This is a genomic window from Streptomyces caelestis, from assembly GCF_014205255.1.
GTDB classification, from domain to species: Bacteria; Actinomycetota; Actinomycetes; order Streptomycetales; family Streptomycetaceae; genus Streptomyces; species Streptomyces caelestis.
This window is the reverse complement of record NZ_JACHNE010000001.1, coordinates 5,935,917-5,960,468: the sequence shown is the minus strand read 5'-3', so window position 1 is coordinate 5,960,468 and position 24,552 is coordinate 5,935,917. Positions and strand designations below refer to the sequence as shown.

The following is a 24,552-nucleotide window of genomic DNA, read 5'->3' as shown; positions in this document are numbered from 1 at the left end:
TCGACAGGCTCTAGGCGAGCGGCAGGCGGAGTTCGAACAGGGCTCCGCCCGCCGGCCCCTGACCGGCCGTGAGCGTGCCGCCGTGCCGTACGGCGACGTCCCGGGCGATGGCGAGTCCCAGTCCGGCCCCGCCGTCGTCGCGGCTGCGGGCGGCGTCCAGCCGTACGAACCGCTCGAAGATCCGCTCCCGGTCGGCCTGGGGCACGCCGTCCCCGTCGTCGGCCACCCCGACCACGGCCAGGTCACCCTCCCGACGCACGCTCACGGTGACGGCCGACCGGGCATGCCGCTGGGCGTTGTCGAGCAGATTGGCCAGCACCCGGCCCAACTGCCCGCGCGATCCGGCCACGTTCACCGGCTCCGCGTCCACCGTCACACCCGTCCGCCCCTCGGCTTCCTCCCGGGCCAGCCCGGCGAGGTCGACCTTCGCGTCGGTGGGCCGCTCCCCCGCGTCCAGCCGGGCGAGCAGCAGCAGGTCGGCGGCGAGCCGCTGGAGCCGTACGGTGTCCTCCACGGCTCCGTCGAGGTCCAGCAGCTCGGGATGTGCTGCGGCCACCTCCAACTGCGTGCGCAGCGAGGCGATCGGGCTGCGCAGCTCGTGGGAGGCGTCGGCGACGAAGCGCCGCTGCCGCTCCACGGAGGTCTCCAGGGCCGCGAGCGTCTCGTTCGTCGTCCGGGCGAGCCGGGCGACCTCGTCGTGCGTCTGCGGCTCCGGGACACGGCGCGCGAGGTCCTGCGAGGCGGTGATCGCGGCCATCTCGCTCCGGATGCCCTCCACCGGCCGCAGCGCCCGCCGGGTGACCAGCCAGGTCACCCCCGCGACGACGCCGAGCAGCAGCGGGAACCCGATCAGCATCACCGTCAGCGCGCTCTGCACCGCCCCGTGCTCGGCGGCCAGCGGGGCACCGGCGTAGACCTTCAGGCGCCCTCGGTCGTGGGTCTCGACCTCGACGGCGGCGAACCGGTAGTCCTGCGTGTCGCCGTCGATGCTCGCGGACCCGTTGCTGAAGGTGCTCTCCCCGGCGATCTCCCCGGGTTCGAGGGCCTCCTCCTGGTCGTCGGGGTCGTCGTCATCGTCCCGGCGAGGCGCCACCGGCGGCTGTGGCTTCACCCGGTCGGAGTCGGTACCGCTGATCTTCTCCAGATCCTCGCTGGCCGCCACCAGCCGCTTCTTCTCGGCGAGGACCTGGACTGGTCCGTCGTCGCCGTCCAGACCGGCCAGCTTGCCGTACGGCGTCCCGGCGGCGAGCTCGGAGGCTACCGCCCGGGCGGAGCGCTCCGCCTGAGTGCCGGCCTCGCCCATCAGGTTGGACCGCAGGGACAGCAGGACGGCGGCCCCGGCGGCGACGAGCGCCACCGCGACCACGAGCGTGGCTCCCAGCGTGGCCCGCGCCCGGACGGACCCGAACAGCCGCCTCATGGCGACGTCTCCAGCCGGTACCCGGCGCCGCGCACGGTCCGGATCAGCCCCGCCCGCAGCTTCCGCCGCAGGGTGCTGACGTACACCTCGACGATGTTGGGATCACCGTCGTACGCGAAGTCCCAGACATGTTCGAGGATCTCGGACTTGGACACGACCTCCCCGGCCCGCAGCACGAGGTGCTCCAGCACGGAGAACTCCTTGGCGGTCAGGGCGACCTCGTCGTCCCCCAGGAACACCCGCCGGGCCGCGGTGTCCACCTTCAGATCCCCGTGTACGTGCACGGGCGAGGCCCCCGCACCCACGCCGCGCCGCCGCAGCAGCGCCTTGATCCGGGCGACGAGCACGACGTACGAGAAGGGCTTGGTCAGATAGTCGTCCGCGCCCGTATCGAGCCCCTCGGCCTCGTCGTACTCGCCGTCCTTGGCGGTGAGCATCAGGATCGGCACCTCGTGCCCGGCGGCGCGCAGGGCGGCGCAGACCCGGTAACCGTTGAGGCCGGGCAGCATGATGTCGAGGATCACCAGGTCGTACGTGCCCTCCGAGGCCTGGTGCAGCCCCTCTCGTCCGTCGTGGACGACGTCCACGGCGTACCCCTCGGCCGTCAGGCCCCTGGCGAGCGACAGGGCCAGCCGCTTCTCGTCCTCCACGATCAACAGGCGCATGGGTAAAGAGTGGCAAAACCAAGCTGAAGATCCCTTCAGGGGTCTTCAGGTTCCTCTCAGCGTCGGTCAGCCAGATTGGAACACGTCGAAAACGAAACGACTCGGGAGGAACCCGCATGAAGCGCAACATCGTGATCGCCGCTGTGACCGCTGCCGCTCTGATCGGAGGCGGTACGGCCACGGCTCTCGCGACCACGGGAGACGACCAGGGCTCGGCACGGCAGGCGGCCAACACCCGGCTGTCGGACGACGACGTCCGTGACGACCAGGACGGTTCCGACGCGCGGGCGGCTTCCGCCGACGTGACGGCGCCCGAGGCCATCGCCTCCGCGCTGAAGCACACGCCCGGCACGGCCGTGTCCGCCGAGCTGGACGACGAGGACGACAGCGACAAGGTGATCTGGAAGGTCGACGTCCTCTCCGGCGACAACAGCCGGCACAGCGTCCGTATCGACCCGTCCAACGGCAAGGTGCTCGGCTCCGAGTCCGACGACGAGGACGACACGGCGCAGGTGCGGGCGGCGCTGAAGGGCTCGTCCGTGACGGCCGAGGAGGCCGCGAAGGCTGCCGCCGGCAAGGGCGTGGTGACGTCCGTGGACCTGGACGAGGACGGCAAGAACAAGTCCTGGGAGGCCGAGACCCGCAAGTCCGGCGGCGCCGAGCAGGACTGGAAGATCGACCTCGGCACGGGCAAGGTCACGGCGGACCACTCGGACGACCAGGACGACGACTCCGACGACCAGGACTGATCCGGTACAGCCGCTTTCCTGCCGCCCCGGCGTCACTGCTGACGCCGGGGCGTCGAGCTGCTCGGCGTCGGAGCCGCTGCCCGGTGGGTCCGCAACCCGGCGGAGCGGGGTGCCGCTGCGCCCACCCGTGCCGCCCCAAGCGGCACGACTGCCCGCAGCTGGGCGGGCCCGCACCCGCGCACGCACGGAAAGGGGACGTGTCGGGGGGGTGTCCGCCCGCAGCGGTTGGCGCGTCAACGCCAGTCAGCTGGTCACCCACCCCATCGCGCCGTTCCGAGGACGGACACCCCCCGGCGCGGCCCCGGCCCACCCCACCGCGCAGGCGCAAGCGGCGCACCCCCACCCCACCAGCACAGGCCGCCCCAGGCGCCCCCGCCCAACCACCGGAGGCACCCACACAGGCCACCCCAGGCACCCCCGCCCAACCACCGGAGGCACCCACACAGACCGCCCCAGGCACCCCCGCCCAACCACCGGAGGCACCCGCACAGGCCGCCCCAGGCGCCCCGGCTCAACCGCCGGAGGTGCCCGTCAGCCCCGCCACCAGCTCATCAGCCGCACGGTACGGATCCAGCTCCCCCGCCACGATCCGCTCCGCCAGCGCCCCGAGGCGTCGGTCACCGTGCAGATCCCCGATCCGCTCCCGCAGCGCCGTCACCGCGATCGTCTCGACCTCCCGCGCCGCACGGGCCGTACGCCGCTCCGCGAGCACCCCCCGCTCCTCCATCCAGGCCCGGTGCTTCTCCAGGGCCTCGACGACCTCGTCCATGCCCTCCCCGCGCGCGGCGACGGTCTTCACGATCGGCGGGCGCCAGTCCCCGGGCCCCCGGGCCTCCCCCAGCCCCAGCATGTGGTTCAGCTCGCGAGCCGTCGCATCCGCGCCGTCGCGGTCGGCCTTGTTCACGACGTACACGTCACCGATCTCCAGGATCCCGGCCTTGGCCGCCTGGATCCCGTCGCCCATCCCCGGCGCGAGCAGCACGACGGACGTGTCCGCCTGCGAGGCGATCTCCACCTCGGACTGCCCCACACCCACCGTCTCGACGAGGATCACGTCACACCCCGCCGCGTCCAGTACCCGGATGGCCTGCGGCGCGGCCCACGCGAGCCCGCCCAGATGCCCGCGCGTCGCCATGGAACGGATGTACACGCCCGGGTCCGACGCGTGCTCCGACATCCGCACCCGGTCCCCCAGCAGCGCACCCCCGGAGAACGGGGACGACGGGTCGACGGCCAGCACGCCGACCCGCTTGCCCTGCTTGCGGTACGCGGTCACCAGCGCCGACGTCGACGTGGACTTGCCGACCCCCGGCGACCCGGTCAGCCCGACCACGTACGCGTTGCCCGCCAACGGCGCGAGCGCCGCCATGACCTCCCTGAGCTGCGGGGACGCCCCCTCCACCAGGGAGATCAGCCGGGCCACGGCCCGCGGCCGGCCCTCCCTGGCCTGGGCGACCAGCGTGGAGACGTCCTGCATCACAGCTCCGTTCCGATGAGGGAGGTCCGAAAACCGGGCGCTCAGGCCTTCGGTACCCGCACGATCAGCGCGTCACCCTGACCACCGCCACCGCACAGCGCGGCCGCGCCCACGCCACCGCCGCGCCGCTTCAGCTCCAGCGCGAGGTGCAGCACGAGCCGCGCACCGGACATCCCGATCGGGTGACCCAGGGCAATGGCACCTCCGTTGACATTCACCTTTTCGGTGGACACCCCGAGGTCCTTCATCGACTGCACGGCAACCGCCGCGAACGCCTCGTTGATCTCGATGAGGTCCAGGTCCTCGACGCTCAGCCCCTCCTTCTTCAACGCGTGCTGGATCGCGTTGGACGGCTGGGACTGGAGCGAGTTGTCCGGCCCCGCCACGTTCCCGTGCGCCCCGATCTCGGCGATCCAGTCCAGGCCGAGCTCCTGAGCCTTGGCCTTGCTCATCACCACGACGGCGGCAGCGCCGTCGGAGATCTGCGACGCCGAACCGGCCGTGATCGTGCCGTCCTTGGCGAAGGCGGGACGCAGCTTGCCGAGGGACTCCGCGGTCGTGTCGCCCCGGATCCCCTCGTCCTTGCTGAACAGCACCGGGTCGCCCTTGCGCTGCGGGATCTCCACCGGCGTGATCTCGGCCTCGAACAGGCCGTTCTTCTGCGCGGCGGCGGCCCGCTGGTGGGACAGCGCGGCGATCTCGTCCTGCTCGGCGCGGCCGATGCCGAGGCGCGTGTTGTGCTTCTCCGTCGACTCGCCCATGGCGACGCCGTCGAAGGAGTCGGTCAGCCCGTCGTGGGCCATGGAGTCGAGCATCTCGATTGCGCCGTACTTGAAGCCCTCGCGGGACTTCGGCAGCAGATGCGGGGCGTTGGTCATGGACTCCTGACCGCCGGCGACGATCACGTCGAACTCACCCGCACGGATCAGCTGGTCCGCCAGCGCGATGGCGTCGAGGCCCGACAGACACACCTTGTTGATGGTCAGCGCCGGCACATTCATGGGGATACCCGCCTTGACGGCGGCCTGGCGCGCCGGGATCTGCCCCGCCCCGGCCTGGAGCACCTGCCCCATGATCACGTACTGCACCTGGTCGCCACCGATCCCCGCACGGTCGAGGGCGGCCTTGATCGCGAAGCCGCCGAGGTCGGCTCCGGAGAAGGACTTCAGCGAACCGAGCAACCGCCCCATCGGAGTACGGGCGCCCGCGACGATCACAGACGTGGAGCCGTTGGCCCCGGACGTTCCAGACGTTCCAGAAGACATGAGCTGCGATCCCCTTACCGGCTGCACAGCCGAGGAGTGAACGAGGGTTTACTTCGAATGTACTGACCAGTACTCCACCGCGTCATCGGGCTGTCGGTGTGATCGCGCGCACGTTGCGTAACCACCTCCGGAGCGCTGCACTGAATCCATGCTGACGCGAATCGACCACATCGGGATCGCCTGTTTCGACCTCGACAAGACCGTCGAGTTCTACCGTGCCACCTACGGCTTCGAGGTGTTCCACTCCGAGGTCAACGAGGAGCAGGGCGTGCGCGAGGCCATGCTCAAGATCAACGATACGTCCGACGGAGGCGCCTCGTACCTGCAGCTCCTGGAGCCGACCCGCGAGGACTCCACCGTCGCGAAGTGGCTCGCGAAGAACGGGGAGGGCGTCCACCACATCGCCTTCGGCACGGCGGACGTGGACGCCGAGGCCGCGGACATCAAGGACAAGGGCGTGCGCGTGCTCTACGAAGAGCCCCGACGCGGTTCCATGGGGTCACGGATCACCTTCCTGCACCCCAAGGACTGCCATGGCGTGCTGACAGAACTGGTCACTTCGGCGCCCGTTGAGTCACCTGAGCACTGACCCTCGTACATAGGGGCCGGTAGGGTTGGGGGCGGTCGCCGCTCAGCCAGGGTGACCGCGGTCCCGCCGTGCGACGGCAGGACCACCGGGGTCCGGGTTTCGGGGGACGAGCGTCGGGGCAGCAGCCTCTGCTCCGCCGATGATCTGACACCATTCCCCGGGGGCCCCGTTCGGCGAATGGACGGAGCTCGTTTGGAGAGAGTTGCGACCAGGGGACGGATGGGACCGCGCAGTGCGGGGCTACGAGAGCCAGGAGCGAGAGCCGGCGGCTGACGTCGACCACCTCTCTCGGTTCGAAGCCGAGATGAAGCGGCTGAAGACCGAACGGGAAAAGGCGATCCAGCACGCCGAGGACCTCGGCTACCAGGTCGAGGTGCTGCGCGCCAAGCTGCACGAGGCGCGGCGCACCATCATGTCCCGGCCCTCCTTCGACGGGGGCGACATCGGCTGGCAGGCCGAGCAGTTGCTGCGCAACGCGCAGATGCAGGCCGACCAGATCCGCGCGGACGCCGACCGCGAGCTGAGCGAGGCCCGGGCCCAGACCCAGCGGATCCTGCAGGAGCACGCCGAGCAGGCGGCCCGGCTCCAGGCGGAGCTGCACCAGGAGGCGGTGACCCGGCGCCAGCAGCTCGACCAGGAGCTGGCCGAGCGCCGCCAGACGGTCGAGTCGCACGTCAACGAGAACGTGGCGTGGGCGGAGCAGCTGCGGGCCCGCACCGAGCAGCAGGCCCGCCGGCTGCTGGAGGAGTCCCGCGCCGAGGCCGAGCAGGCCCTGGCGACCGCCCGCGCCGAGGCCGAGCGGCTGACGACCGAGGCCCGGCAGCGGCTGACGGGCGCGGCCGAGGAGGCCCGGGCCGAGGCCGAGCAGATCCTGCGGCGTGCCCGCACGGACGCCGAGCGACTCCTCAACGCCGCCTCCACGCAGGCCCAGGAGGCCACCGACCACGCCGAACAGCTGCGCACGTCGACCGCCACGGAGTCGGAGTCCGCGCGCCGCCAGGCCCAGGAGCTGAGCAAGGCCGCCGAGCAGCGGATGGCCGAGGCCGAGGAGGCGCTGCGCAAGGCGCGGACCGAGTCGGAGAAGCTGGTCACCGAGGCCAAGGAGGCCGCCACCAAGGCCCTGGCGAGCGCGGAGTCCGCGAACGAGACGCGTACGCGCACCGCCAAGGAGCAGGTCGCCCGGCTGGTCGAGGAGGCCACGAAGGAGGCCGAGAACACCAAGTCCGAGGCCGAGCAGCTCGTCGCGGACGCCCGCGCCGAGGCAGAGAAGATCGTCGCGGAGGCCGCGGAGAAGGCCCGCACGCTCACCGCCGAGGAGACCGCGACCCAGCTGTCCAAGGCGGCCCGGACGGCCGAGGAGGTCCTCAACAAGGCGTCGGAGGACGCCAAGAAGACCACCAGGGCCGCGGCCGAGGAGGCCGAGCGGATCCGCAAGGAGGCCGAGGCCGAGGCGGACCGGCTGCGGGCCGAGGCGCATGACATCGCCGAGCAGCTCAAGGGCGCGGCGAAGGACGACACCAAGGAGTACCGCGCCAAGACGGTCGAGCTCCAGGAGGAGGCCCGCCGACTGCGCGGCGAGGCCGAGCAGCTCCGGGCCGACGCGGTCGACGAGGGCGAGAAGATCCGCGCCGAGGCCCGCAAGGAGGCCGTGGCGCAGATCGAGGAGGCGGCGAGGTCCGCCGAGGAACTGCTCGCCAAGGCGAAGGCGGACGCGGACGAGCTGCGCACGACGGCCCAGACGGACAGCGAGAGGGTCCGCACGGAGGCCATCGAGCGGGCGACGACCCTGCGCCGGCAGGCCGAGGAGACCCTCCAGCGCACCCGGCAGGAGGCCGAGCGGCACCGCGAGGAGGTCGTCGAGCAGGCCGAGGCCCTGAAGGCGGACGCCGAGCGTGCGGCGCGGGAGCTGCACGAGGAGACCGAGCAGGCCATAGAGGCCCGCCGCGCGGAGGCCGCCCAGGAGCTGACGCGGCTCCAGACGGAGGCGGAGGAGCGGCTGACGGCCGCCGAGCAGGCGCTGTCCGACGCCCGTGAGGAGGCCGCGCGGATCCGCCGGGAGGCCGCCGAGGAGAACGAGCGGCTGCGTGCCGAGGCCGCGGAGCGGATCCGTACGCTCCAGCAGCAGGCCGAGGCGGAGGCCGAGCGGCTGCGCGACGAGGCCGCGTCCGACGCGTCGGCCGCGCGTGCCGAGGGCGAGGCCGTCGCCGTACGTCTGCGGTCGGAGGCCGCGAACGAGGCCGAGCGGCTGAAGTCGGAGGCGCAGGAGAGCGCCGACCGGGTGCGCGCGGAGGCGCAGGCCGCCGCCGAGCGGCTGGCCGTGGAGGCGTCCGAGACGCTGGCCGCCGCCCAGGAGGAGGCCAATCGGCGCCGCCGGGAGGCCGAGGAAGTCCTCGGCAGCGCCCGGCAGGAGGCCGACCAGGAGCGCGAGCGGGCCCGCGAGCAGAGCGAGGAGCTGCTGGCTTCCGCGCGCAGGCGCGTGGAGGAGGCGCAGACCGAGGCCGTACGGCTGGTCGAGGAGGCCGACCGGCGTGCCACGGAGATGGTGTCGGCGGCCGAGCAGCACGCGCAGCAGGTCCGGGACTCCGTCGCGGGGCTGCACGAGCAGGCGCAGGACGAGATCGCCGGGCTGCGCAGCGCCGCCGAGCACGCGGCGGAGCGTACGCGGCGCGAGGCGCAGGAGGAGGCGGACCGGGTCCGCGCCGACGCCTACGCCGAGCGGGAGCGGGCGAGCGAGGACGCAGGCCGGCTGCGGCGCGAGGCGCACGAGGAGAGCGAGGCCGCCAAGGCGCTCGCCGAGCGGACGATGTCCGAGGCGATCAGGGAGGCGGAGCGGATCCGCGCGGACGTCGCCGAGCACGCCCAGCGCGTGCGCACGGAGGCGTCGGACGCCATCGCGGAGGCCGAGCAGAGCGCCTCGCGTACCCGGGCGGACGCCCGCGAGGACGCCAACCGCATCCGCTCGGACGCGGCGACGCAGGCGGACACCCTCATCACCGAGGCGCGCAACGAGGCGGAGCGGCTCACGACCGAGACGGTCCAGGAGACGGACCGGCTGCGGATGGAGACGGTCGCCGAGGCCGAGCGGGTCCGTACGGAAGCCATCTCCGAGGCCGAGCGCGTCCGGTCCGAGGCGGCCACGGAGGCCGAGCGGGTGCGGGCCGAGTCGGTCGCCAAGGCCGACCAGCTGGTCGGGGAGGCCACCGCCGAGGCGGAGCGGCTGCGGGCCGAGGCCGCCGAGACGGTCGGCTCGGCGCAGCAGCACGCCGAGCGGATGCGCAGCGAGGCCGAGCGCGTCAAGGCGGACGCGCAGGCGGAGGCCGAGCGGCTCGTCAACGCCGCGCGCGAGGAGACCGACCGCACGCTGGACGAGGCCCGCAAGGACGCCAACAAGCGGCGCTCCGAGGCGGCCGAGCAGGTCGACAAGCTCATCTCCGAGACGACGGCCGAGGCCGACAAGCTGCTCACCGAGGCGCAGCAGCAGGCGCACAAGACCACCGCGGAGGCCGAGTCGCAGGCCGACACGATGGTGGGCGCGGCCCGCAACGAGGCCGACCGGCTCGTGTCCGAGGCGACGGTCGAGGGCAACTCGCTCGTGGAGAAGGCCCGTACGGACGCGGACGAGCTGCTGGTCGGCGCGCGCCGGGACGCCACGCAGATCAGGGAGCGTGCCGAGGAGCTGCGCGAGCGCGTCACGGCGGAGATCGAGGAGCTGCACGAGCGGGCCCGCCGGGAGTCGGCCGAGACGATGAAGTCGGCGGGCGACCGCTGCGACGCGCTCGTCAAGGCCGCGGAGGAGCAGCTCGCGAAGGCCCAGGCGCAGGCCAAGGAGATCGTCTCGGAGGCCAACTCCGAGGCGGGCAAGGTCCGTATCGCCGCGGTGAAGAAGGCCGAGGGGCTGCTCAAGGAGGCCGAGCAGAAGAAGGCCACGCTGGTCCGGGAGGCCGAGGAGCTGAAGGCCGAGGCGATCCGCGAGGCCAAGCGCACGGTGGACGAGGGCAAGCGCGAGCTGGAGGTCCTGGTCCGCCGCCGCGAGGACATCAACGCCGAGATCTCCCGTGTCCAGGACGTCCTGGAGGCGTTGGAATCCTTCGAGGCCCCGTCCCCGGTCAAGGACAACGGAGTCAAGGCAGGCGTGACAGCCGGCGCGCCCCGTTCGGGTGGCAAGTCCTCGGAAAGCTAGCGAACCGGGGCGAATCCGGTGTGTGCTGGGGTCTTTGACCGAGTCTTTGCAAGCAGTCCTGCGGTCAGCCACCCAAAAGGGGTCTCATTTTGCAGACCAAACGCGCATCCGCTCGATGACACACCGTTTCGGCCCCTAGGATTCCACCTATCACCTCACCGGTCTCATTCGACAGGAACCCCATGAGCGACACTTCCCCCTACGGCTTCGAGCTTGTGCGGCGTGGGTACGACCGCGCTCAGGTGGACGAACGTATCTCCAAGCTCGTCTCCGACCGTGACAGCGCTCTCGCCCGCATCACCGCTCTGGAAAAGCGCATCGAGGAGCTCCACCTCGAGACGCAGAACGCCCAGGCCCAGATCAGCGACGCCGAGCCGTCGTACGCGGGTCTCGGCGCGCGCGTGGAGAAGATCCTCCGCCTCGCCGAGGAGGAGGCGAAGGACCTGCGCGAGGAGGCCCGGCGCGCGGCCGAGCAGCACCGCGAGCTCGCCGAGTCGGCGGCCCAGCAGGTGCGCAACGACGCCGAGTCGTACTCGGCGGAGCGCAAGGCCAAGGCCGAGGACGAGGGCCTGCGGATCGTCGAGAAGGCCAAGAGCGACGCCGCCCAGCTGCGTTCCGAGGCACAGAAGGACGCGCAGTCCAAGCGCGAGGAGGCGGACGCCCTCTTCGAGGAGACCCGCGCCAAGGCCGCGCAGGCCGCCGCCGACTTCGAGACGAACCTCGCCAAGCGCCGCGAGCAGTCCGAGCGCGACCTGGCGTCCCGTCAGGCCAAGGCCGAGAAGCGTCTCGCCGAGATCGAGCACCGCGCCGAGCAGCTCCGCCTGGAGGCGGAGAAGCTGCGCACGGACGCCGAGCGCCGCGCCCGCCAGACGGTGGAGACGGCCCAGCGTCAGGCCGAGGACATCGTGGCCGACGCCAACGCCAAGGCCGACCGCATCCGTTCGGAATCCGAGCGCGAGCTCGCGGCCCTCACCAACCGCCGCGACAGCATCAACGCCCAGCTGACGAACGTCCGCGAGATGCTCGCGACGCTCACGGGCGCCGCGGTCGCCGCTGCGGGCACGCCGGCCGAGGACGAGCCGATCTCCCGCGGGGTCCCGGCCCAGCAGTCCCGGTAACACCGGGGCATACGGAGTCTGAATCTCCGCAAAGCCCTCTGCCGCTGGGGTGGCAGAGGGCTTTCTCCCGTTCTAGCGTGGCGGTCATGATTGAGCTGGAGGGGCTGACCAAGCGTTACGGCGAGAAGGTGGCGGTCAACAACCTGTCGTTCACCGTCAGACCAGGAATCGTCACCGGCTTTCTCGGGCCCAACGGCGCGGGCAAGTCCACGACCATGCGGATGATCCTCGGTCTCGACCACCCGACCGCGGGCGACGTCCGTATCGACGGCAAGCACTACCAGCAGCTCAAGGACCCGCTGACGTACATCGGCGCCCTGCTGGAGGCCAAGGCCTGGCACGGCGGGCGCAGCGCCTACAACCACCTGCTGTGTCTCGCGCAGAGCAACGGCATTCCGCGCAGCCGGGTGGGGGAGGTGCTGGACACGGTCGGGCTCACGGCGGTCGCGAAGAAGAAGACCAAGGGCTTCTCGATGGGCATGGGGCAGCGGCTCGGCATCGCGGCCTCGCTGCTCGGCGATCCGCGGATCCTGATGTTCGACGAGCCGGTCAACGGCCTCGACCCCGAGGGCATCCATTGGATCCGCACCCTGATGAAGTCCCTGGCGGCGCAGGGCCGGACCGTGTTCGTCTCCTCCCATCTGATGAGCGAGATGGCGCTGACGGCCGACCACCTCGTCGTCATCGGGCAGGGGCGGCTGCTCGCGGACACCTCCATGGCCGACTTCATCGCGCGCAACTCACGGTCGTACGTCCGGGTCCGCAGCCCGCAGCGGGAGCGGCTGCTCGACGTGCTGCACCAGGCCGGGGTCGTCGCCGTCGAGAGCGGTGAGGGGGTGCTGGAGGTGGACGGCGGCAAGGCCGAGCACGTCGGCGAGCTGGCGGCGCAGCACGGGATCACGCTGCACGAGCTGAGCCCGCAACAGGCGTCGCTGGAGGAGGCGTTCATGCGGCTGACCGCGGAGTCGGTGGAGTACCACGCGCACAGCGAGACGAGTCCCGAGCCTTCAGGGCAGCAGTGGGGCGACGGCTGGAAGAGGGGCTGAGCATGGCGATGACGCAGGTCGTACGGTCGGAGTGGACGAAGATCCGGTCGGTGGCGTCCACGGTGTGGACACTCTCGCTGGTGGTGGTCGTGACGGTCGCCCTCGGCATGCTGATCTCGGCCCTGACCAAGAACGAGTTCGACTCCATGGGCGCGCAGCAGCGGGCGGAGTTCGACCCGACGTTCATCAGCTTCGCGGGGATGGGTCTCGGGCAGCTCGCGATGATCGTGTTCGGTGTTCTGGTGGTGTCGAACGAGTACAGCACCGGCATGATCCGCACTTCGCTGGCCGCCGTGCCGCAGCGCGGCTCCTTCCTGTTCAGCAAGATCGCGGTGGCCACCGCTCTCGCCCTCCTGGTCGGCCTCGTCACCAGCTTCGCCGCCTTCTTCCTGGGGCAGGCGCTGCTGGGTGAGCACCGGGCGGAGATCGGCGACCCGGGGGTGCTGCGGGCGGTGTTCGGCGGCGGCCTCTACATGGCGCTGATCGCGATGTTCTCCATGGGCGTCGCCGCGATGCTGCGCTCGCCGATGCTGTCGCTGGGCATCCTGATGCCGTTCTTCTTCCTGATCTCCAACATCCTGGGCAACGTCGACGCGACGAAGAAGGTCGGCCGGTTTCTGCCCGACCAGGCCGGCAGCAAGATCATGCAGGTGGTCACGCCCATCGGCGACGACACCCCGTACGGGCCGTGGGGCGGCCTCGGGATCATGGGGCTGTGGGTGCTCGCGGCGCTGGTCGGCGGGTACGTGCTGCTGAAGAAGCGCGACGCGTAGGAGGGGCTGCCGGGGCGGGCCGCGCTCCACCCTTTACTTTCATTTGGGCGGAACCGTCAGCGCCTCGATATCCTCCTAACCCTTACGGGGGCGTGTGCCCCGCTGTCCTGAACCTTGCGATGGGTGCGGAGCATGATCGAAGCAGTCGGCCTGACGAAGCGCTACGGCGACAAGACCGCTGTGCACAACCTTTCCTTTCAGGTGCGGCCGGGAGCGGTCACCGGCTTCCTCGGGCCGAACGGCTCGGGCAAGTCGACGACGATGCGGATGATCCTCGGCCTGGACAACCCGACGGCCGGGCATGTGACGATCGGCGGCTACCCGTACCGCAAGCTGCCCAACGCCCCACGCCAGGTCGGTGCCCTGCTGGACGCCAAGGCCGTGCACGGCGGCCGGGCCGCCCGCAACCACCTGCTGTGCCTGGCCCAGCTGTCGGGCATCCCGGCCAGGCGGGTGGACGAGGTGCTCGGGGTCGTCGGCCTCCAGGACGTGGCCAGGAAGCGCTCCAAGGGCTTCTCCCTCGGCATGGGGCAGCGGCTCGGCATCGCCGCCGCGCTGCTGGGCGACCCGCAGGTGCTGCTGTTCGACGAGCCGGTCAACGGCCTCGACCCCGAGGGCATCCTCTGGGTGCGCAACCTGATGAAGGCGCTCGCGGCGGAGGGCCGTACGGTCTTCGTCTCCTCCCATCTGATGAGCGAGATGGCGCTGACCGCCGACCATCTCATCGTCATCGGGCGCGGGCAGCTGCTCGCCGACATGAGTGTCACGGCCTTCATCTCGGCGAACTCCGCGGACTTCGCGCGCGTGCGGACGCCCGACACCGAGCCGCAGCAGCGCGAGAAGCTGTCGGCCGCGCTCACCGAGTCGGGCGGGCACGTGCTGCCCGAGCAGGACGGCGCGCTGCGCGTGACCGGGCTGCCGCTCCCCCGCATCAGCGACATCGCGCACGACCACGACGTACGGCTGTGGGAGCTGTCGCCGCACCAGGCCTCGCTGGAGGAGGCGTACATGCGGATGACGCAGGGCGCCGTCGACTACCGCTCGACCATCGACCAGAAGGAAGGGCTCCAGCAGCCGCTGCCGCCCGGGGCGCAGCCCCCGGTGCCGGTGCCCGGACAGGGCCAGCCCGACTGGTACGCCCCGCCGCCGCCCCAGCAGGGCGGGCAGCCGTTCGGGATGCCGCAGCAGGGCGCACCGGGCCAGGCACCGGCGGGCCCGTACGGCGCGCCCGGGGACCCGGGCGCCTCCGGCACGGGAACGCCCAACCCGTACGCCCAGCCGGCGGGTCAGGCGCCGCAGTCGCCCGCGCCGGGCGCACCGCAGGCGCCGCAGCTGCCCGCGCAGCCCGTCGGCCAGGCACCCCAAGCCCCGGCAATGCCCGTCGGCCAGGCACCCCAGGCTCCGGCAGCGCCCGCCGCGCCGGCTCCGCAGCCGAGCGCCGCGCTCGCGCAGTCCGCGGGCCGGGCACCGCAGGCCGGCGCGGCGGCGCCCGCGGCTCCCGCCGGGTCCGCGCCCGTTCCGACCTCCGACCTGACCAAGCCCGAGGACCCCCGATGAGCAGCCCCCAGCCCCAGATGCCGTCGGCCGCGCCCACCTGGGAGGCGGCGCCCGGCTCTTCGTACTCCGGCTACACCTCGCCGATCCCGGTGGTGCGGACGCACCTCGGGCATGCCATCGCCTCGGAGTGGACGAAGATCAGGTCGGTGCGCTCCACGATGTGGACGCTCGGCGTGTTCGTCCTGCTCGTCATCGGCATCGGCACGCTGACCGGCGTGGTGGTGGCGAACTCCGACCCGGCCCTGTCCGGCGAGAGCCCGCTCGGCCTGGGCTTCTTCGGGCTGCTGCTCGGCAGCATGTGCATCATCACGCTGGGCGTGCTGACCACGGCCTCCGAGTACGGCACGGGCATGGTCCGCACCACGATGGTCGCGTGCCCGAGCCGGGGCCGGGTGCTGGCGGCGAAGGGCATCGTGTTCTTCCTGGTCGCGTTCGTGGTGACGCTGGTGTCCGCGTCCCTCGTCGCCTTCCTGCACGTGGCGATGCTGGAGGGCCGGGGCGCCAAGGACCCGTCCGCCGGGGAGTGGCTGAGGGGCACGGTCGGCATCGCCGCGTACGTCGCGCTGCTGGGCCTGCTCTCGCTCGCCATCGGCTCGATCATCCGGCACTCGGCGGGCGCCATCACCATCATGATCGGCGCCGTGCTCGCCCCGCTGGTGATCGCGCTGTTCATGTTCTCGGAGTCGCTGAGGAGTGTGCGCGAGGCCCTGTTCGAGTACTCCATCCCGAACCAGCTCAGCGTCTTCTACTCCAACTCCCTGAGCCAGTCCGGCCCGTCCGGCTGGGACCCGCTGTGGGTCATCCTGGGTGCGACGGCCGTCGCGTTCGCCGCCGCCTTCGCGCTGCTGGAGAAGCGGGACGTGTAGCAGCGGGCCGTCAACGGCCTAGAACCTCGGCGCGTTACGGGACCGCCGCACCCCGGGGGTGCGGCGGTCCCGCGCGTTCCAGCAGGCTTTGTGCCAGTGCCGGCGGTCGTCGACGCCCGTGTGCTCGGACCAGGCCACCACGTGGGGCACCCCGTCCGGGATCAGTTGGTCGCAGCCGGGGCAGCGGTAGGACTTGCCCTGCGCGCTCGCGCCGGCCACGTGCCGCACGCTCCAGCTCTCACCCTGCCAGTTCTCCGAGGACTGCCAGCCGCCGTAGCGGCCGGGGCGGTCGTCCTCGGTGCTCCGGCCGGACGAAGCGGCGCCCTTGGGTCGGTTGCGACGCGGGGACACGGGACACCTCTCGGGGCTATACAGGACACGGGGCGTCCAGCCTACGCGGCGCGGACCGGGGTAGGCGTACGCCACCAATCGTCACAAGCTCCTCGCCGGGCGAGGCGGGGCTCGCCGAGGTTTCCCGTCGTGGGCTCCCCGTCGGGGTCTCCCCGGGCTCCGCGCGGAACGCCCATTCTGCAGACAATCCGCAAAATGCCCCGACCGGCCGTGTCCTCGGCACGTGTCAGACGGTTATGCCCTGTGGGGAGCTCCGTGTCGGAGCCAAGGAAGCAGGAAAGCAATGCGCGTTGGAAGTTTCGTGTTGGCGGCCCAGTTCCCCGGTCAGGGCGAGGGAGAGGCGCTGCACCGCGCGGTCCGCTCGGCCGAGGTCGCCGAGGAGGCCGGGCTCGACACGGTCTGGCTGGCCGAGCACCACTTCGTGCCGTACGGCACGTGCCCGTCGGCCGTCACCCTGGCCGCCTTACTGCTCGGCCGCACCCGCCGCATCCGGGTCGGTACGGCGGTCAGCGTCCTGCCCACCACCCACCCCGTGACCCTCGGCGAACAGGCAGCGCTGCTGCACCACACGAGCGGCGGCCGTTTCACGCTCGGCGTGGGGCGCGGCGGCCCGTGGGTCGACCTGGAGGTGTTCGGCGCGGGCCTGGAGGCCTACGAGAAAGGGTTTCCCGAGTCCCTGGACGTCCTGGTGCGCTGGCTGCGCGACGCGTCGGTGGCGGCCGCCGGGGAGCGCTTCCGCTTCCGCGAAGTCCCGGTCGTTCCCCGGCCGTCGGAGGCCCTGACCGAGATCGAGGGACCCGAGCTCGTCGTCGCCTGCACGTCACCGGCGAGTGTGCGGCTGGCGGCCGAGCGCGGTCTGTCGATGCTGCTCGGGATGCATGTCGGGGACGAGGAGAAGGCCGAGATGGTCGCTCTCTGGCGGCAGCACGCGCGTGCCTGCGGCCGGCCGGCCGAGGAGATCCTGGGCGCGTCCCATGTGTCGGCGGGCGTCTGCCAGATCGCGGACCGGCGGGTCGACGCGGCGGAGACGCTGATCAAGGCGATGCCGGGCTGGCTGAAGCAGGGCCTGGAGGCGCATGTCACGGTCGACGGGCGCACGCGCCGGATGCGCGACCCGCTGGCGTACACCGAACTGCTCTGCGGGCTGCACCCGGTGGGCACACCGCGGCTGTGCGCCGACCGGCTGGCGGCGACCAGCGAGCGGACCGGCATCTCCCGCTTCGCCCTGCTCGTCGAGGGCTCCGGGGACCTGGCGGCGACGGAGGAGAACGTACGGCGGCTGGGCGCCGAGGTGCTCCCCCAACTCGCCTGAAAGCGCGGTGGGTTCCTGGAGCTTGCCGCTCCGGTACAAAGCTGTACCTCCCGCGTACGGAGCGGCAAGCAAATGGCGCCGCGTCAGCAGTCCCGGAACTCGGGTGACTGGTTGAGCAGCTGGCTGCGGACCGACGTGAAGCGGCCCAGCGTCTCGTCCACCGAGGAGTCAAGCGGGAACACCGCCACCCGGTGGCAGTTCTGGAAGGCCAGCCGCACACCGAAGTGCCGTTGCAGCGCGCCGCGTATCGCGTCACTCGCAAGCGCACGCAGCAACTGGCCGCGTGCCTGCTCGTCCGGCGGAGGCGTCTGGTTGTCGGCGAACGCACCGCCGTCCACCTTCAGCTGGGCCACCAGGGAGCTGATCATCTCCCACGCATAGGGCAGGGAGGTCCGGACGCAGTCGACGAATTCCGCTTCATCGACCTCGCCTCGCTCGGCCTGTTCGAGTAGGGCCGGTGAGACGTCGAGCGACATGAGTTCTCCTCTCGCACCCCCACCCGGCGGGCAGGGGTTGCCGGACAGATAAGGGAGTTCGCGATACCGGACACGCTGCGTACACACATCGCGACCTCCCGTTCATACCGTAAGCAACCGACGGTGACGGCACCAGGAGAATGCGCAGATGAGACACTCGCAATGAGCACACCATGCACACAATCGGCCAATACCGAACACGTGTTTTCCAGGGCGAATCGCGTCGACAGGTGCCTGTCGAGTAGCGTTGCCGACCATGCGTCTCGTCATTGCCCGCTGCTCCGTGGACTACGCCGGGCGGCTCACCGCCCACCTTCCCTCGGCCCCGCGCCTGATCCTGGTGAAGGCGGACGGCAGCGTCTCGATCCACGCCGACGACCGGGCCTACAAGCCCCTGAACTGGATGTCGCCGCCCTGCACGCTGAAGGAGGGCACCGGCGAGGATGAGGGCGTCTGGACCGTCGTCAACAAGGCGGGCGAGAAGCTCATCATCACGATGGAGGAAGTCCTCCACGACTCCTCGCACGAACTGGGCGTCGATCCCGGCCTGATCAAGGACGGCGTGGAAGCGCACCTCCAGGAGCTGCTCGCCGACCGCATCGAGACACTCGGCGACGGCTACACCCTGATCCGCCGCGAGTACCCGACGGCCATCGGGCCGGTCGACATCCTGTGCCGGGACGCCGACGGCAAGACCGTCGCGGTGGAGATCAAGCGGCGCGGTGAGATCGACGGCGTGGAGCAGCTGACGCGTTATCTGGAGCTGCTGAACCGCGATCCCCATCTCGCCCCGGTCCGCGGCATCTTCGCCGCGCAGGAGATCAAGCCCCAGGCCCGCGTCCTCGCGACCGACCGCGGCATCGGCTGCCAGGTCCTCGACTACGACGCGCTGCGCGGCATCGAGGACGACAAGCTGCGGCTGTTCTGACACACCGCACATACACGACGAGCAGGGCCGGGTCCAAGGAACGGACCCGGCCCTGCTGTGTGTACGGCTGTCAGATCACCGGGTCCGTGCTGCTCTCCGGCGCGCTCGCGGTCGTGCTCGCGGGGGTGCTGGGCGCCGGGCCGCTGGCCGAGTCGGAGGTGGACGGCTGCGAGGTCGGCGGCTGGGACGTCGGCGGCTGCGAGGTCGGCGGCTGGGACGTGGGCGGTTGCGAGGTCGGCGGCTTGGACGTCGTCGGCGGCTTCGACGTCGTGGGGGGTTTGGACGTCGTCGGCGGCTTGGACGTGGCCGGCGGCTTCGAGGACGTCGGCGGCTTCGGCGTCGACGCGGAGTCGCTCGGATCCGGCGAGCCACTGGGACCGCCCGTCGGCGTCGGATCGTCCGAGGTACCCGGTGTGCCGTCCGGGCCCGGCTCGGTCGGGCGGCTCGTCGCGGCACCTGCGTCGCCGTCGCTGTCGTTCGCCGGCCGGTCGGCGCCCAGGCTGCCGTCGTCGACGCCCTGGCTGGCCGAGGGGTTGACGCCGACCTGGCCGGACGGCGGGTTCGTCTCGTTGTCGGACGTGGCGCCGAGGGTCACCACCGTGCCGAGCACGGCGACGAGCAGGGCACCCGCGCCGGAGGCCACGACGTTGCGCCGGGCCAGGCCCTTGAGGCCGCCCCGGGCCTTGCGGGACAACGCGGGCGGGCTGTGGTGGGTGACCAGGGCCGGCGAGGGAGGCCGCTGCAGGGTCGGGAAGGCCGCCGGAACACCGCCGGCCGGGGACGCCGACTCCTCGTACCGGGCGTCGGGCACCTCCTCGCCCACGGTCGGCCCGAGTCCGATCGGGGTGCCCGAGCGGTCGGCGACCAGGGCGAGGGCACGGCGGCCGGCGACGGTGCCGCGCTTGTCGGAGAGGGCGCCGCGCAGGCCGATGGAAGCCTCCAGTTCGGCGCGCGCCCGGTCGAGCTGTCCGCCGCACAGGGCGAGAATGCCGAGCTCGTGGTGGAAGTACGCCTCTTCGGCGACGTCCTCGGCGAGCCGGGCGGCCTCGGCGCCGGTGCGCAGGACGCGTTCCCAGGCGCTCCAGTGCAGCCCGGCGGCGAACGCGGGCGCGGCGGTGCGTGCCAGGTGCACGGCCGGGCTCTCCTCGCCCTCGGCGGGCGGGCTGGTGAGCGGCCCGAGCACGGTCAGGGCGGCGAGGAGGGCGTCGGCCTCGGCGCACACGCGCTCCGGGGTGACCGAGGGGTGCCCGGCCCACCAGGAGTAGTGCTGGGCGGCGCTGCGGGCGCCGGCCTCGGCCTCGTCGGCGTATCCGGCGGCCTCCAGCTGGGTCAGGACACCGGCGGCGAGCCGGTAACGGGAGCCGACCGGGGAGGCCAGGCCGCAGGCGGCCAGCTCGCCGAGCGCGGCGTCCGCGTGGGTGTCTCCGACCAGGGCGGGCAGGTGCGCCTGATGCGGCACCTCGCCGCCGAGGGCGACGGCGAACCGCAGGGTGGCGCGGGCGGAGGCGCTCAGCCGGGAGGCGAGCAGCGGTGCGGGGGCGGCGGCCTCGCCGAGCGAGGGCAGCGGTACCTCGTCGCCGTCGGCGGTCTCGTACGCGTCGGCCGGGGGCGCGTCCTCGAAGACGCCGAACTCGTCGACGGCGCTCGTCCCGGCGCGCAGCCGGTCGCGCTGCCGCAGCAGGGCACCTGCCTGGACGAAGCGCAGCGGCAGGCCCTCGGACTCGAACCAGAGGTCGCCCGCCCAGTTCGACTCCTCCTCGGTGAGGGGCCGGCCGACGGCGTGTTCCAGCAGGTCGAGCCCGGCCGCGCGCTCCAGGCCGCCGAGGAAGACCTCCTCGACGGCGGCGTCGCCGGAGGGCGCCGGCACGTCCGGGGTGGCGCCGAGCAGGAAGGCGCACTCGGGGGTCGCCTCCAGCAGCTCGTCGAGCCCGGCGCCGCCGAACTCCAGGTCGTCGACGACGACGACCGCGGCGATCTCACGGACGTACGTGAGCAGTTCGTCCCGGTCCGGGCGCTGCAGGGGGGCGTTGTACACCGCGTGGAAGAGGTCGTACAGCAGGTCGCCGGAGGTGCGGCCGAAGCCGTTCAGGCGGACGACGCCGTCGGGGGCGAGGTCGGAGCAGTCGTCGGTGACGAGGTCGAGGAGGCGGGTGCGGCCGCAGCCGGCGGGGCCGGTGAGGCGGACCGAGCGGCCGCGGGCGAGCAGCCGCACCAGTCGCTCGCGTTCGTCCTGGCGGGCCAGCAGCGGGAGGCTGGGCTGCGCGGGGCCGGGCGGGACGGGCGGCCGGGCCGCGCGCTCGGCCTCGGCGCGCTCGGCGGTGCTGAGCTTCACGGGCCGGGCGGGCCGTTCGGCGGGCGGGCACGCCTCTATCTCGCTGCCGTCGACGGGGTTGACGGTCAGCAGGAAGTCGCCGGCGACCAGCTGCACCGTGCGGGCGAGCGCGGGCGCGTGCTGGCTGAAGTCGGGTGTGAGGGATTCCCTGGGCGGGCGCTGGCGCGGCGACCGCTCGTCGCCGTCGTGGCCGTACTCCTCGGGTCCCTGGGTGTTCGGGTCCATAGGTCAAAGCCCCCCAAAAGCGTGTGTGTGCTCCGAAAAGCCCTCCCGGCCTTGCTGCACACCGCGCTGTCGCTTCTGGTCCGGGCCCGCAGATAGGGTTTCAAGGCAGCGGGCAGCCGAACCCTAAACCTTCGCACAGTATCTACGACAGTCCGGGGTACCGCGCCGTCCGAGACGTCACGGTCTCGTGAGGATTGTGCGCGTCGCGCGATTCGACGGCCTCCGTCCGGGTCTCCCCGGTCTCCCGGTTCACACCCGCACGAGGCGTCACACGTGAGGCAGTGTCTCCACCCCGATGCCCCCCTCGATCGCCAGGATCCGGTGCAGGCGGGTGGCCACCAGCAGGCGCTGCATCTGCGGCGGCACGCCGCGCAGGACCAGACGCCGGCCGCAGCGGCCGGCCCGCCGGTGAGCCCCCATGATCACACCGAGTCCGGTGGCGTCCCAGGAGTCCAGTTCGGACAGGTCCAGCACCAGGTCGCCGACTCCGTCGTCGACGGCCGAGTGCAGGACCGTACGGGCGTCCGCCGCGCTCCGGACGTCGAGGCGGCCCCCGACGACCAGCTCGGCATGGTCGCCCCTGATGTGCATATGCGCTCCCCGTGCGTGCGTCTCGTGCTCCGCGTTCTGATGCCGGTGATGCAACCTCTGACTGCGTGAGGGGGGCAGAGGTTGCTTCTTGTAAGCGAACCGATACCGAATTCACCCGGGGGTGTGATGCTCCCGGGGCATGTGCGGTTTCAGTGCTTGTAGAAGCCCTGCCCGCTCTTGCGTCCGATGTCACCGGCGTCAACCATCCGGCGCATCGACTCGGGAGCCGCGAACTTCTCGTCCTGGGACTCGGTGTAGATGTTGCTCGTGGCGTGCAGCAGGATGTCGACGCCCGTCAGGTCCGCCGTCGCCAGCGGGCCCATGGCGTGACCGAAGCCCAGCTTGCAGGCCAGGTCGATGTCCTCGGCGCTCGCGACGCCCGACTCGTGCAGCTTCGCGGCCTCGACGACCAGCGCGCAGATGAGACGGGTCGTCACAAAGCCGGCGACGTCGCGGTTGACGACGATGCAGGTCTTGCCGACCGACTCGGCGAACTCCCGGGCCGTGGCGAGGGTTTCGTCGCTGGTTTTGTAGCCGCGGACCAGTTCGCACAGCTGCATCATCGGCACGGGCGAGAAGAAGTGCGTGCCGACGACCCGCTCGGGGCGCTCCGTCGCGGCCGCGATCTTGGTGATCGGGATGGCGGAGGTGTTGGAGGCGAGGATCGCCTCCTCCTTCACGAGCTTGTCGAGCGTGCGGAAGATCTCGTGCTTGATCTCGAGCTTCTCGAACACGGCCTCGACGACCACGTCGGCGTCGGCAGCGGCGTCCAGGTCGGTGGTCGCGGTGATGCGGGCGAGGGCGGCGTCGGCGTCGTGCGCCTCCAGCTTGCCCTTGGCGACGAACTTGTCGTACGACGCCTTGATGCCGTCGGTGCCCCGCTTCAGCGCCTCGTCGGTGACGTCGCGCAGAACCACGTCCCAGCCCGCCTGTGCGGAGACCTGGGCGATGCCGGATCCCATGAGGCCGGCTCCGATGACGGCGAGCTTCCGTGCCACTGTGCGACTCCCCTGACGCGCTGCTTATGTCTGCCTCTCGGGCGGACACTAGCGCTCGTGAGGGCCCGTGTGACCAGTAAGTAACGCGCGTCACGTCTCACATGACGGACATCACACCGGCAGGGGCCATCCCTCGCCCCGGACGGCGTAGTTGAGCACCTTCTCGCTCAACAGCTCCTCGATGTCGTCGAGGAGCACGAGCATCTCCCGTGACACTTCGTCCGGGTTGCGCCCCTTGGCCATCTCGCGGCCGATCGCGACGAAGACGGTGCCGTGGACCCAGCAGATCTGACCGGCGATCAGCCTCGGCAGCGGGTCGCCGGCACCGGCACCCGTCTCCTCGCGGAGGGTCACCTCCAGGTTGTGCTGGACCTCCTGCTGAATGCTCCACAGCCGGGAGCGCAGCGGCGGCGCCTCCTCGATGCAGCGCATGAAACGGTCGTAGCCCTCGATGAGGCCCATCCGGGGCGAGACGGCCTCGATCTCGGCACGGAGCTCGCGCAGCACCGCCCGGGCGGCGGACTCCCCCGCGTCCCGGCCGCGCACCCAGCGGGAGAGCCGGTCGACGACCCCCTTGGAGCGGTCGAAGAAGAGGTCCTCCTTGGCCGGGAAGTAGTTGTACACGGTGTTCACGGAGACGTCGGCCGCCTCCGCCACGTCCGCGATCGTCACGGTCACGAACCCGTGCTCCAGGAAGAGCCCGGTGGCGATGTCCGAGATGCGCTGCCTGGTCTCGCGCTTCTTCCGTTCCCTGAGCCCCTCTGCCATGTCCGAATCCTAGCTTCCCTGGAGCCTCACAAAACTTGGAGTGATTGCAAACTTTAAGAGACTCTGTTTTTCTGTGGGGCATGGCAATCATCAGTACGGCCGGTCTGGCCCGTACCTTCCGGACCAAGCGCGGCCCCGTGGACGCCGTGCGCGGCATCGACCTGGACGTCCGCGAGGGCGAGATCCTCGGCTTCCTCGGCCCGAACGGGGCCGGCAAGACCACCACCCTGCGGATGCTGACGACCCTGCTGGAACCGACCGGCGGCACCGCCACCGTCGCGGGCCACGACCTGGCGACCGACCCGGCCGGGGTGCGGCGGGCCTGCGGCTACGTGGCGCAGTCCGGCGGGGTCGACCCGCAGATCAGCGTGCGCGAGGAGCTGGTCACCCAGGGGCGTCTGTACCGGCTGGCGAAGGCGCGGGCCGCCGCGCGCGCCGGGGAACTCGCCCGCGACCTGGACCTCACCGAGCTGCTCGACCGCAAGTGCGCGGCGCTCTCCGGCGGTCAGCGGCGGCGGCTGGACATCGCGATGGCGCTCACCCACCGCCCGAAGGTGCTGTTCCTGGACGAGCCGACGACCGGACTCGACCCCGGCAGCCGCGCCGACCTGTGGGACCTGGTGCGGCGGCTGCGCGACGAGCACGGCACGACGGTCTTCCTCACCACGCACTACCTGGACGAGGCCGACGCCCTCTCCGACCGGCTGGTCGTCGTCGACCACGGCGTGGTCGTCGCCGAGGGCACCCCGAGCGCGCTGAAGCTGCGGTACGGCGGCTCGCTCGACGCCTCGCTCCAGGACACCTTCCTCGCCATCACCGGCCGCAGCGCCACGCCGGCCGACGCCGCCCCCGTAGCCGTCTAGGAA

General features: G+C 71.8%; 21 protein-coding genes. 11 read left to right on the top strand and 10 right to left on the bottom strand.

All coding sequences use genetic code 11. The features are described from left to right. Positions 1-10 precede the first annotated feature (10 nt). Positions 11-1,420: a sensor histidine kinase gene (locus HDA41_RS27475; RefSeq protein WP_184988203.1), complete on the bottom strand. Its 1,410-nt coding sequence runs from the start codon at positions 1,418-1,420 to the stop codon at positions 11-13. Next, complete coding sequence (locus HDA41_RS27470; RefSeq protein WP_184988200.1) at positions 1,417-2,085, bottom strand: response regulator transcription factor; 669 nt, start codon at positions 2,083-2,085, stop codon at positions 1,417-1,419. Before HDA41_RS27470 ends, HDA41_RS27475 begins: the two co-directional genes overlap by 4 nt. A gap of 116 nt (positions 2,086-2,201) precedes the next feature. Here HDA41_RS27470 and HDA41_RS27465 point away from each other — a divergent pair, with 116 nt between their 5' ends. After that, the gene (locus tag HDA41_RS27465) at positions 2,202-2,834 is read left to right on the top strand and encodes a PepSY domain-containing protein (RefSeq protein ID WP_184988197.1); all 633 of its coding nucleotides are present in this window, start codon (positions 2,202-2,204) and stop codon (positions 2,832-2,834) included. A gap of 511 nt (positions 2,835-3,345) precedes the next feature. Here HDA41_RS27465 and meaB read toward each other — a convergent pair. Both meaB and HDA41_RS27455 read right to left on the bottom strand, forming a co-directional pair. Then, complete coding sequence (gene meaB / locus HDA41_RS27460; RefSeq protein WP_184988194.1) at positions 3,346-4,311, bottom strand: methylmalonyl Co-A mutase-associated GTPase MeaB; 966 nt, start codon at positions 4,309-4,311, stop codon at positions 3,346-3,348. Positions 4,312-4,352: 41 nt separating this feature from the next. Then, the gene (locus HDA41_RS27455) at positions 4,353-5,576 is read right to left on the bottom strand and encodes an acetyl-CoA C-acetyltransferase (RefSeq protein ID WP_184988191.1); all 1,224 of its coding nucleotides are present in this window, start codon (positions 5,574-5,576) and stop codon (positions 4,353-4,355) included. Positions 5,577-5,724: 148 nt separating this feature from the next. On the opposite strand from HDA41_RS27455, the gene mce reads away from it, so the two are divergent. From mce to HDA41_RS27420, 7 genes are all read left to right on the top strand, one after another. After that, positions 5,725-6,165, top strand: a complete 441-nt coding sequence (gene mce, locus HDA41_RS27450; RefSeq protein ID WP_020276113.1) for a methylmalonyl-CoA epimerase — start codon at positions 5,725-5,727, stop codon at positions 6,163-6,165. 232 nt (positions 6,166-6,397) lie between these two features. Further along, entirely contained in the window at positions 6,398-10,345 is a 3,948-nt protein-coding gene (gene scy / locus HDA41_RS27445; protein ID WP_184988188.1) for a polarized growth protein Scy, read from the top strand. Between the two features lie 182 nt (positions 10,346-10,527). Beyond that, positions 10,528-11,463, top strand: a complete 936-nt coding sequence (locus HDA41_RS27440) for a coiled-coil domain-containing protein (RefSeq protein ID WP_059417189.1) — start codon at positions 10,528-10,530, stop codon at positions 11,461-11,463. A gap of 86 nt (positions 11,464-11,549) precedes the next feature. Beyond that, positions 11,550-12,509 (top strand): ABC transporter ATP-binding protein, encoded by a 960-nt coding sequence (locus tag HDA41_RS27435; protein ID WP_184988185.1) that lies wholly within the window; start codon positions 11,550-11,552, stop codon positions 12,507-12,509. 2 nt (positions 12,510-12,511) lie between these two features. Beyond that, entirely contained in the window at positions 12,512-13,282 is a 771-nt protein-coding gene (locus tag HDA41_RS27430; RefSeq protein ID WP_184988182.1) for an ABC transporter permease, read from the top strand. Between the two features lie 132 nt (positions 13,283-13,414). Further along, positions 13,415-14,839 (top strand): ABC transporter ATP-binding protein, encoded by a 1,425-nt coding sequence (locus tag HDA41_RS27425; RefSeq protein WP_184988179.1) that lies wholly within the window; start codon positions 13,415-13,417, stop codon positions 14,837-14,839. Beyond that, a complete protein-coding gene (locus tag HDA41_RS27420) occupies positions 14,836-15,705 on the top strand; it encodes an ABC transporter permease (protein WP_184988176.1) in 870 nt (289 codons plus the stop codon). Before HDA41_RS27425 ends, HDA41_RS27420 begins: the two co-directional genes overlap by 4 nt. Positions 15,706-15,723: 18 nt before the next feature. Here the strand turns inward: HDA41_RS27420 and HDA41_RS27415 are convergent, their stop codons facing one another. Next, on the bottom strand, positions 15,724-16,056 hold the full coding sequence (locus HDA41_RS27415; RefSeq protein ID WP_184988173.1) for an Rv1322 family protein: 333 nt from the start codon (positions 16,054-16,056) through the stop codon (positions 15,724-15,726). A 283-nt stretch (positions 16,057-16,339) separates the two neighbouring features. Here HDA41_RS27415 and HDA41_RS27410 point away from each other — a divergent pair, with 283 nt between their 5' ends. Beyond that, entirely contained in the window at positions 16,340-17,368 is a 1,029-nt protein-coding gene (locus HDA41_RS27410) for an LLM class flavin-dependent oxidoreductase (protein ID WP_184988170.1), read from the top strand. A gap of 83 nt (positions 17,369-17,451) precedes the next feature. Here HDA41_RS27410 and HDA41_RS27405 read toward each other — a convergent pair whose 3' ends face one another. Beyond that, positions 17,452-17,844: an SCO5389 family protein gene (locus HDA41_RS27405; RefSeq protein ID WP_184988167.1), complete on the bottom strand. Its 393-nt coding sequence runs from the start codon at positions 17,842-17,844 to the stop codon at positions 17,452-17,454. A gap of 256 nt (positions 17,845-18,100) precedes the next feature. Here HDA41_RS27405 and nucS point away from each other — a divergent pair, with 256 nt between their 5' ends. After that, on the top strand, positions 18,101-18,772 hold the full coding sequence (nucS, locus tag HDA41_RS27400; protein ID WP_010040116.1) for an endonuclease NucS: 672 nt from the start codon (positions 18,101-18,103) through the stop codon (positions 18,770-18,772). 70 nt (positions 18,773-18,842) lie between these two features. On the opposite strand, the gene HDA41_RS27395 is transcribed toward nucS, so the two are convergent. From HDA41_RS27395 to HDA41_RS27380, 4 genes are all read right to left on the bottom strand, one after another. Then, positions 18,843-21,329, bottom strand: a complete 2,487-nt coding sequence (locus tag HDA41_RS27395) for an ATP-binding protein (protein ID WP_184988164.1) — start codon at positions 21,327-21,329, stop codon at positions 18,843-18,845. Positions 21,330-21,596: 267 nt separating this feature from the next. Next, on the bottom strand, positions 21,597-21,920 hold the full coding sequence (locus tag HDA41_RS27390) for an STAS domain-containing protein (RefSeq protein WP_184988161.1): 324 nt from the start codon (positions 21,918-21,920) through the stop codon (positions 21,597-21,599). A gap of 149 nt (positions 21,921-22,069) precedes the next feature. Continuing rightward, positions 22,070-22,918 (bottom strand): 3-hydroxyacyl-CoA dehydrogenase family protein, encoded by an 849-nt coding sequence (locus tag HDA41_RS27385; protein ID WP_184988158.1) that lies wholly within the window; start codon positions 22,916-22,918, stop codon positions 22,070-22,072. 111 nt (positions 22,919-23,029) lie between these two features. Further along, positions 23,030-23,686, bottom strand: coding sequence for a TetR/AcrR family transcriptional regulator (locus tag HDA41_RS27380; protein WP_184988155.1), 657 nt, complete (start codon positions 23,684-23,686; stop codon positions 23,030-23,032). A gap of 80 nt (positions 23,687-23,766) precedes the next feature. Here HDA41_RS27380 and HDA41_RS27375 point away from each other — a divergent pair, with 80 nt between their 5' ends. Next, complete coding sequence (locus HDA41_RS27375) at positions 23,767-24,549, top strand: ABC transporter ATP-binding protein (RefSeq protein ID WP_184988152.1); 783 nt, start codon at positions 23,767-23,769, stop codon at positions 24,547-24,549. Positions 24,550-24,552 lie beyond the last annotated feature (3 nt).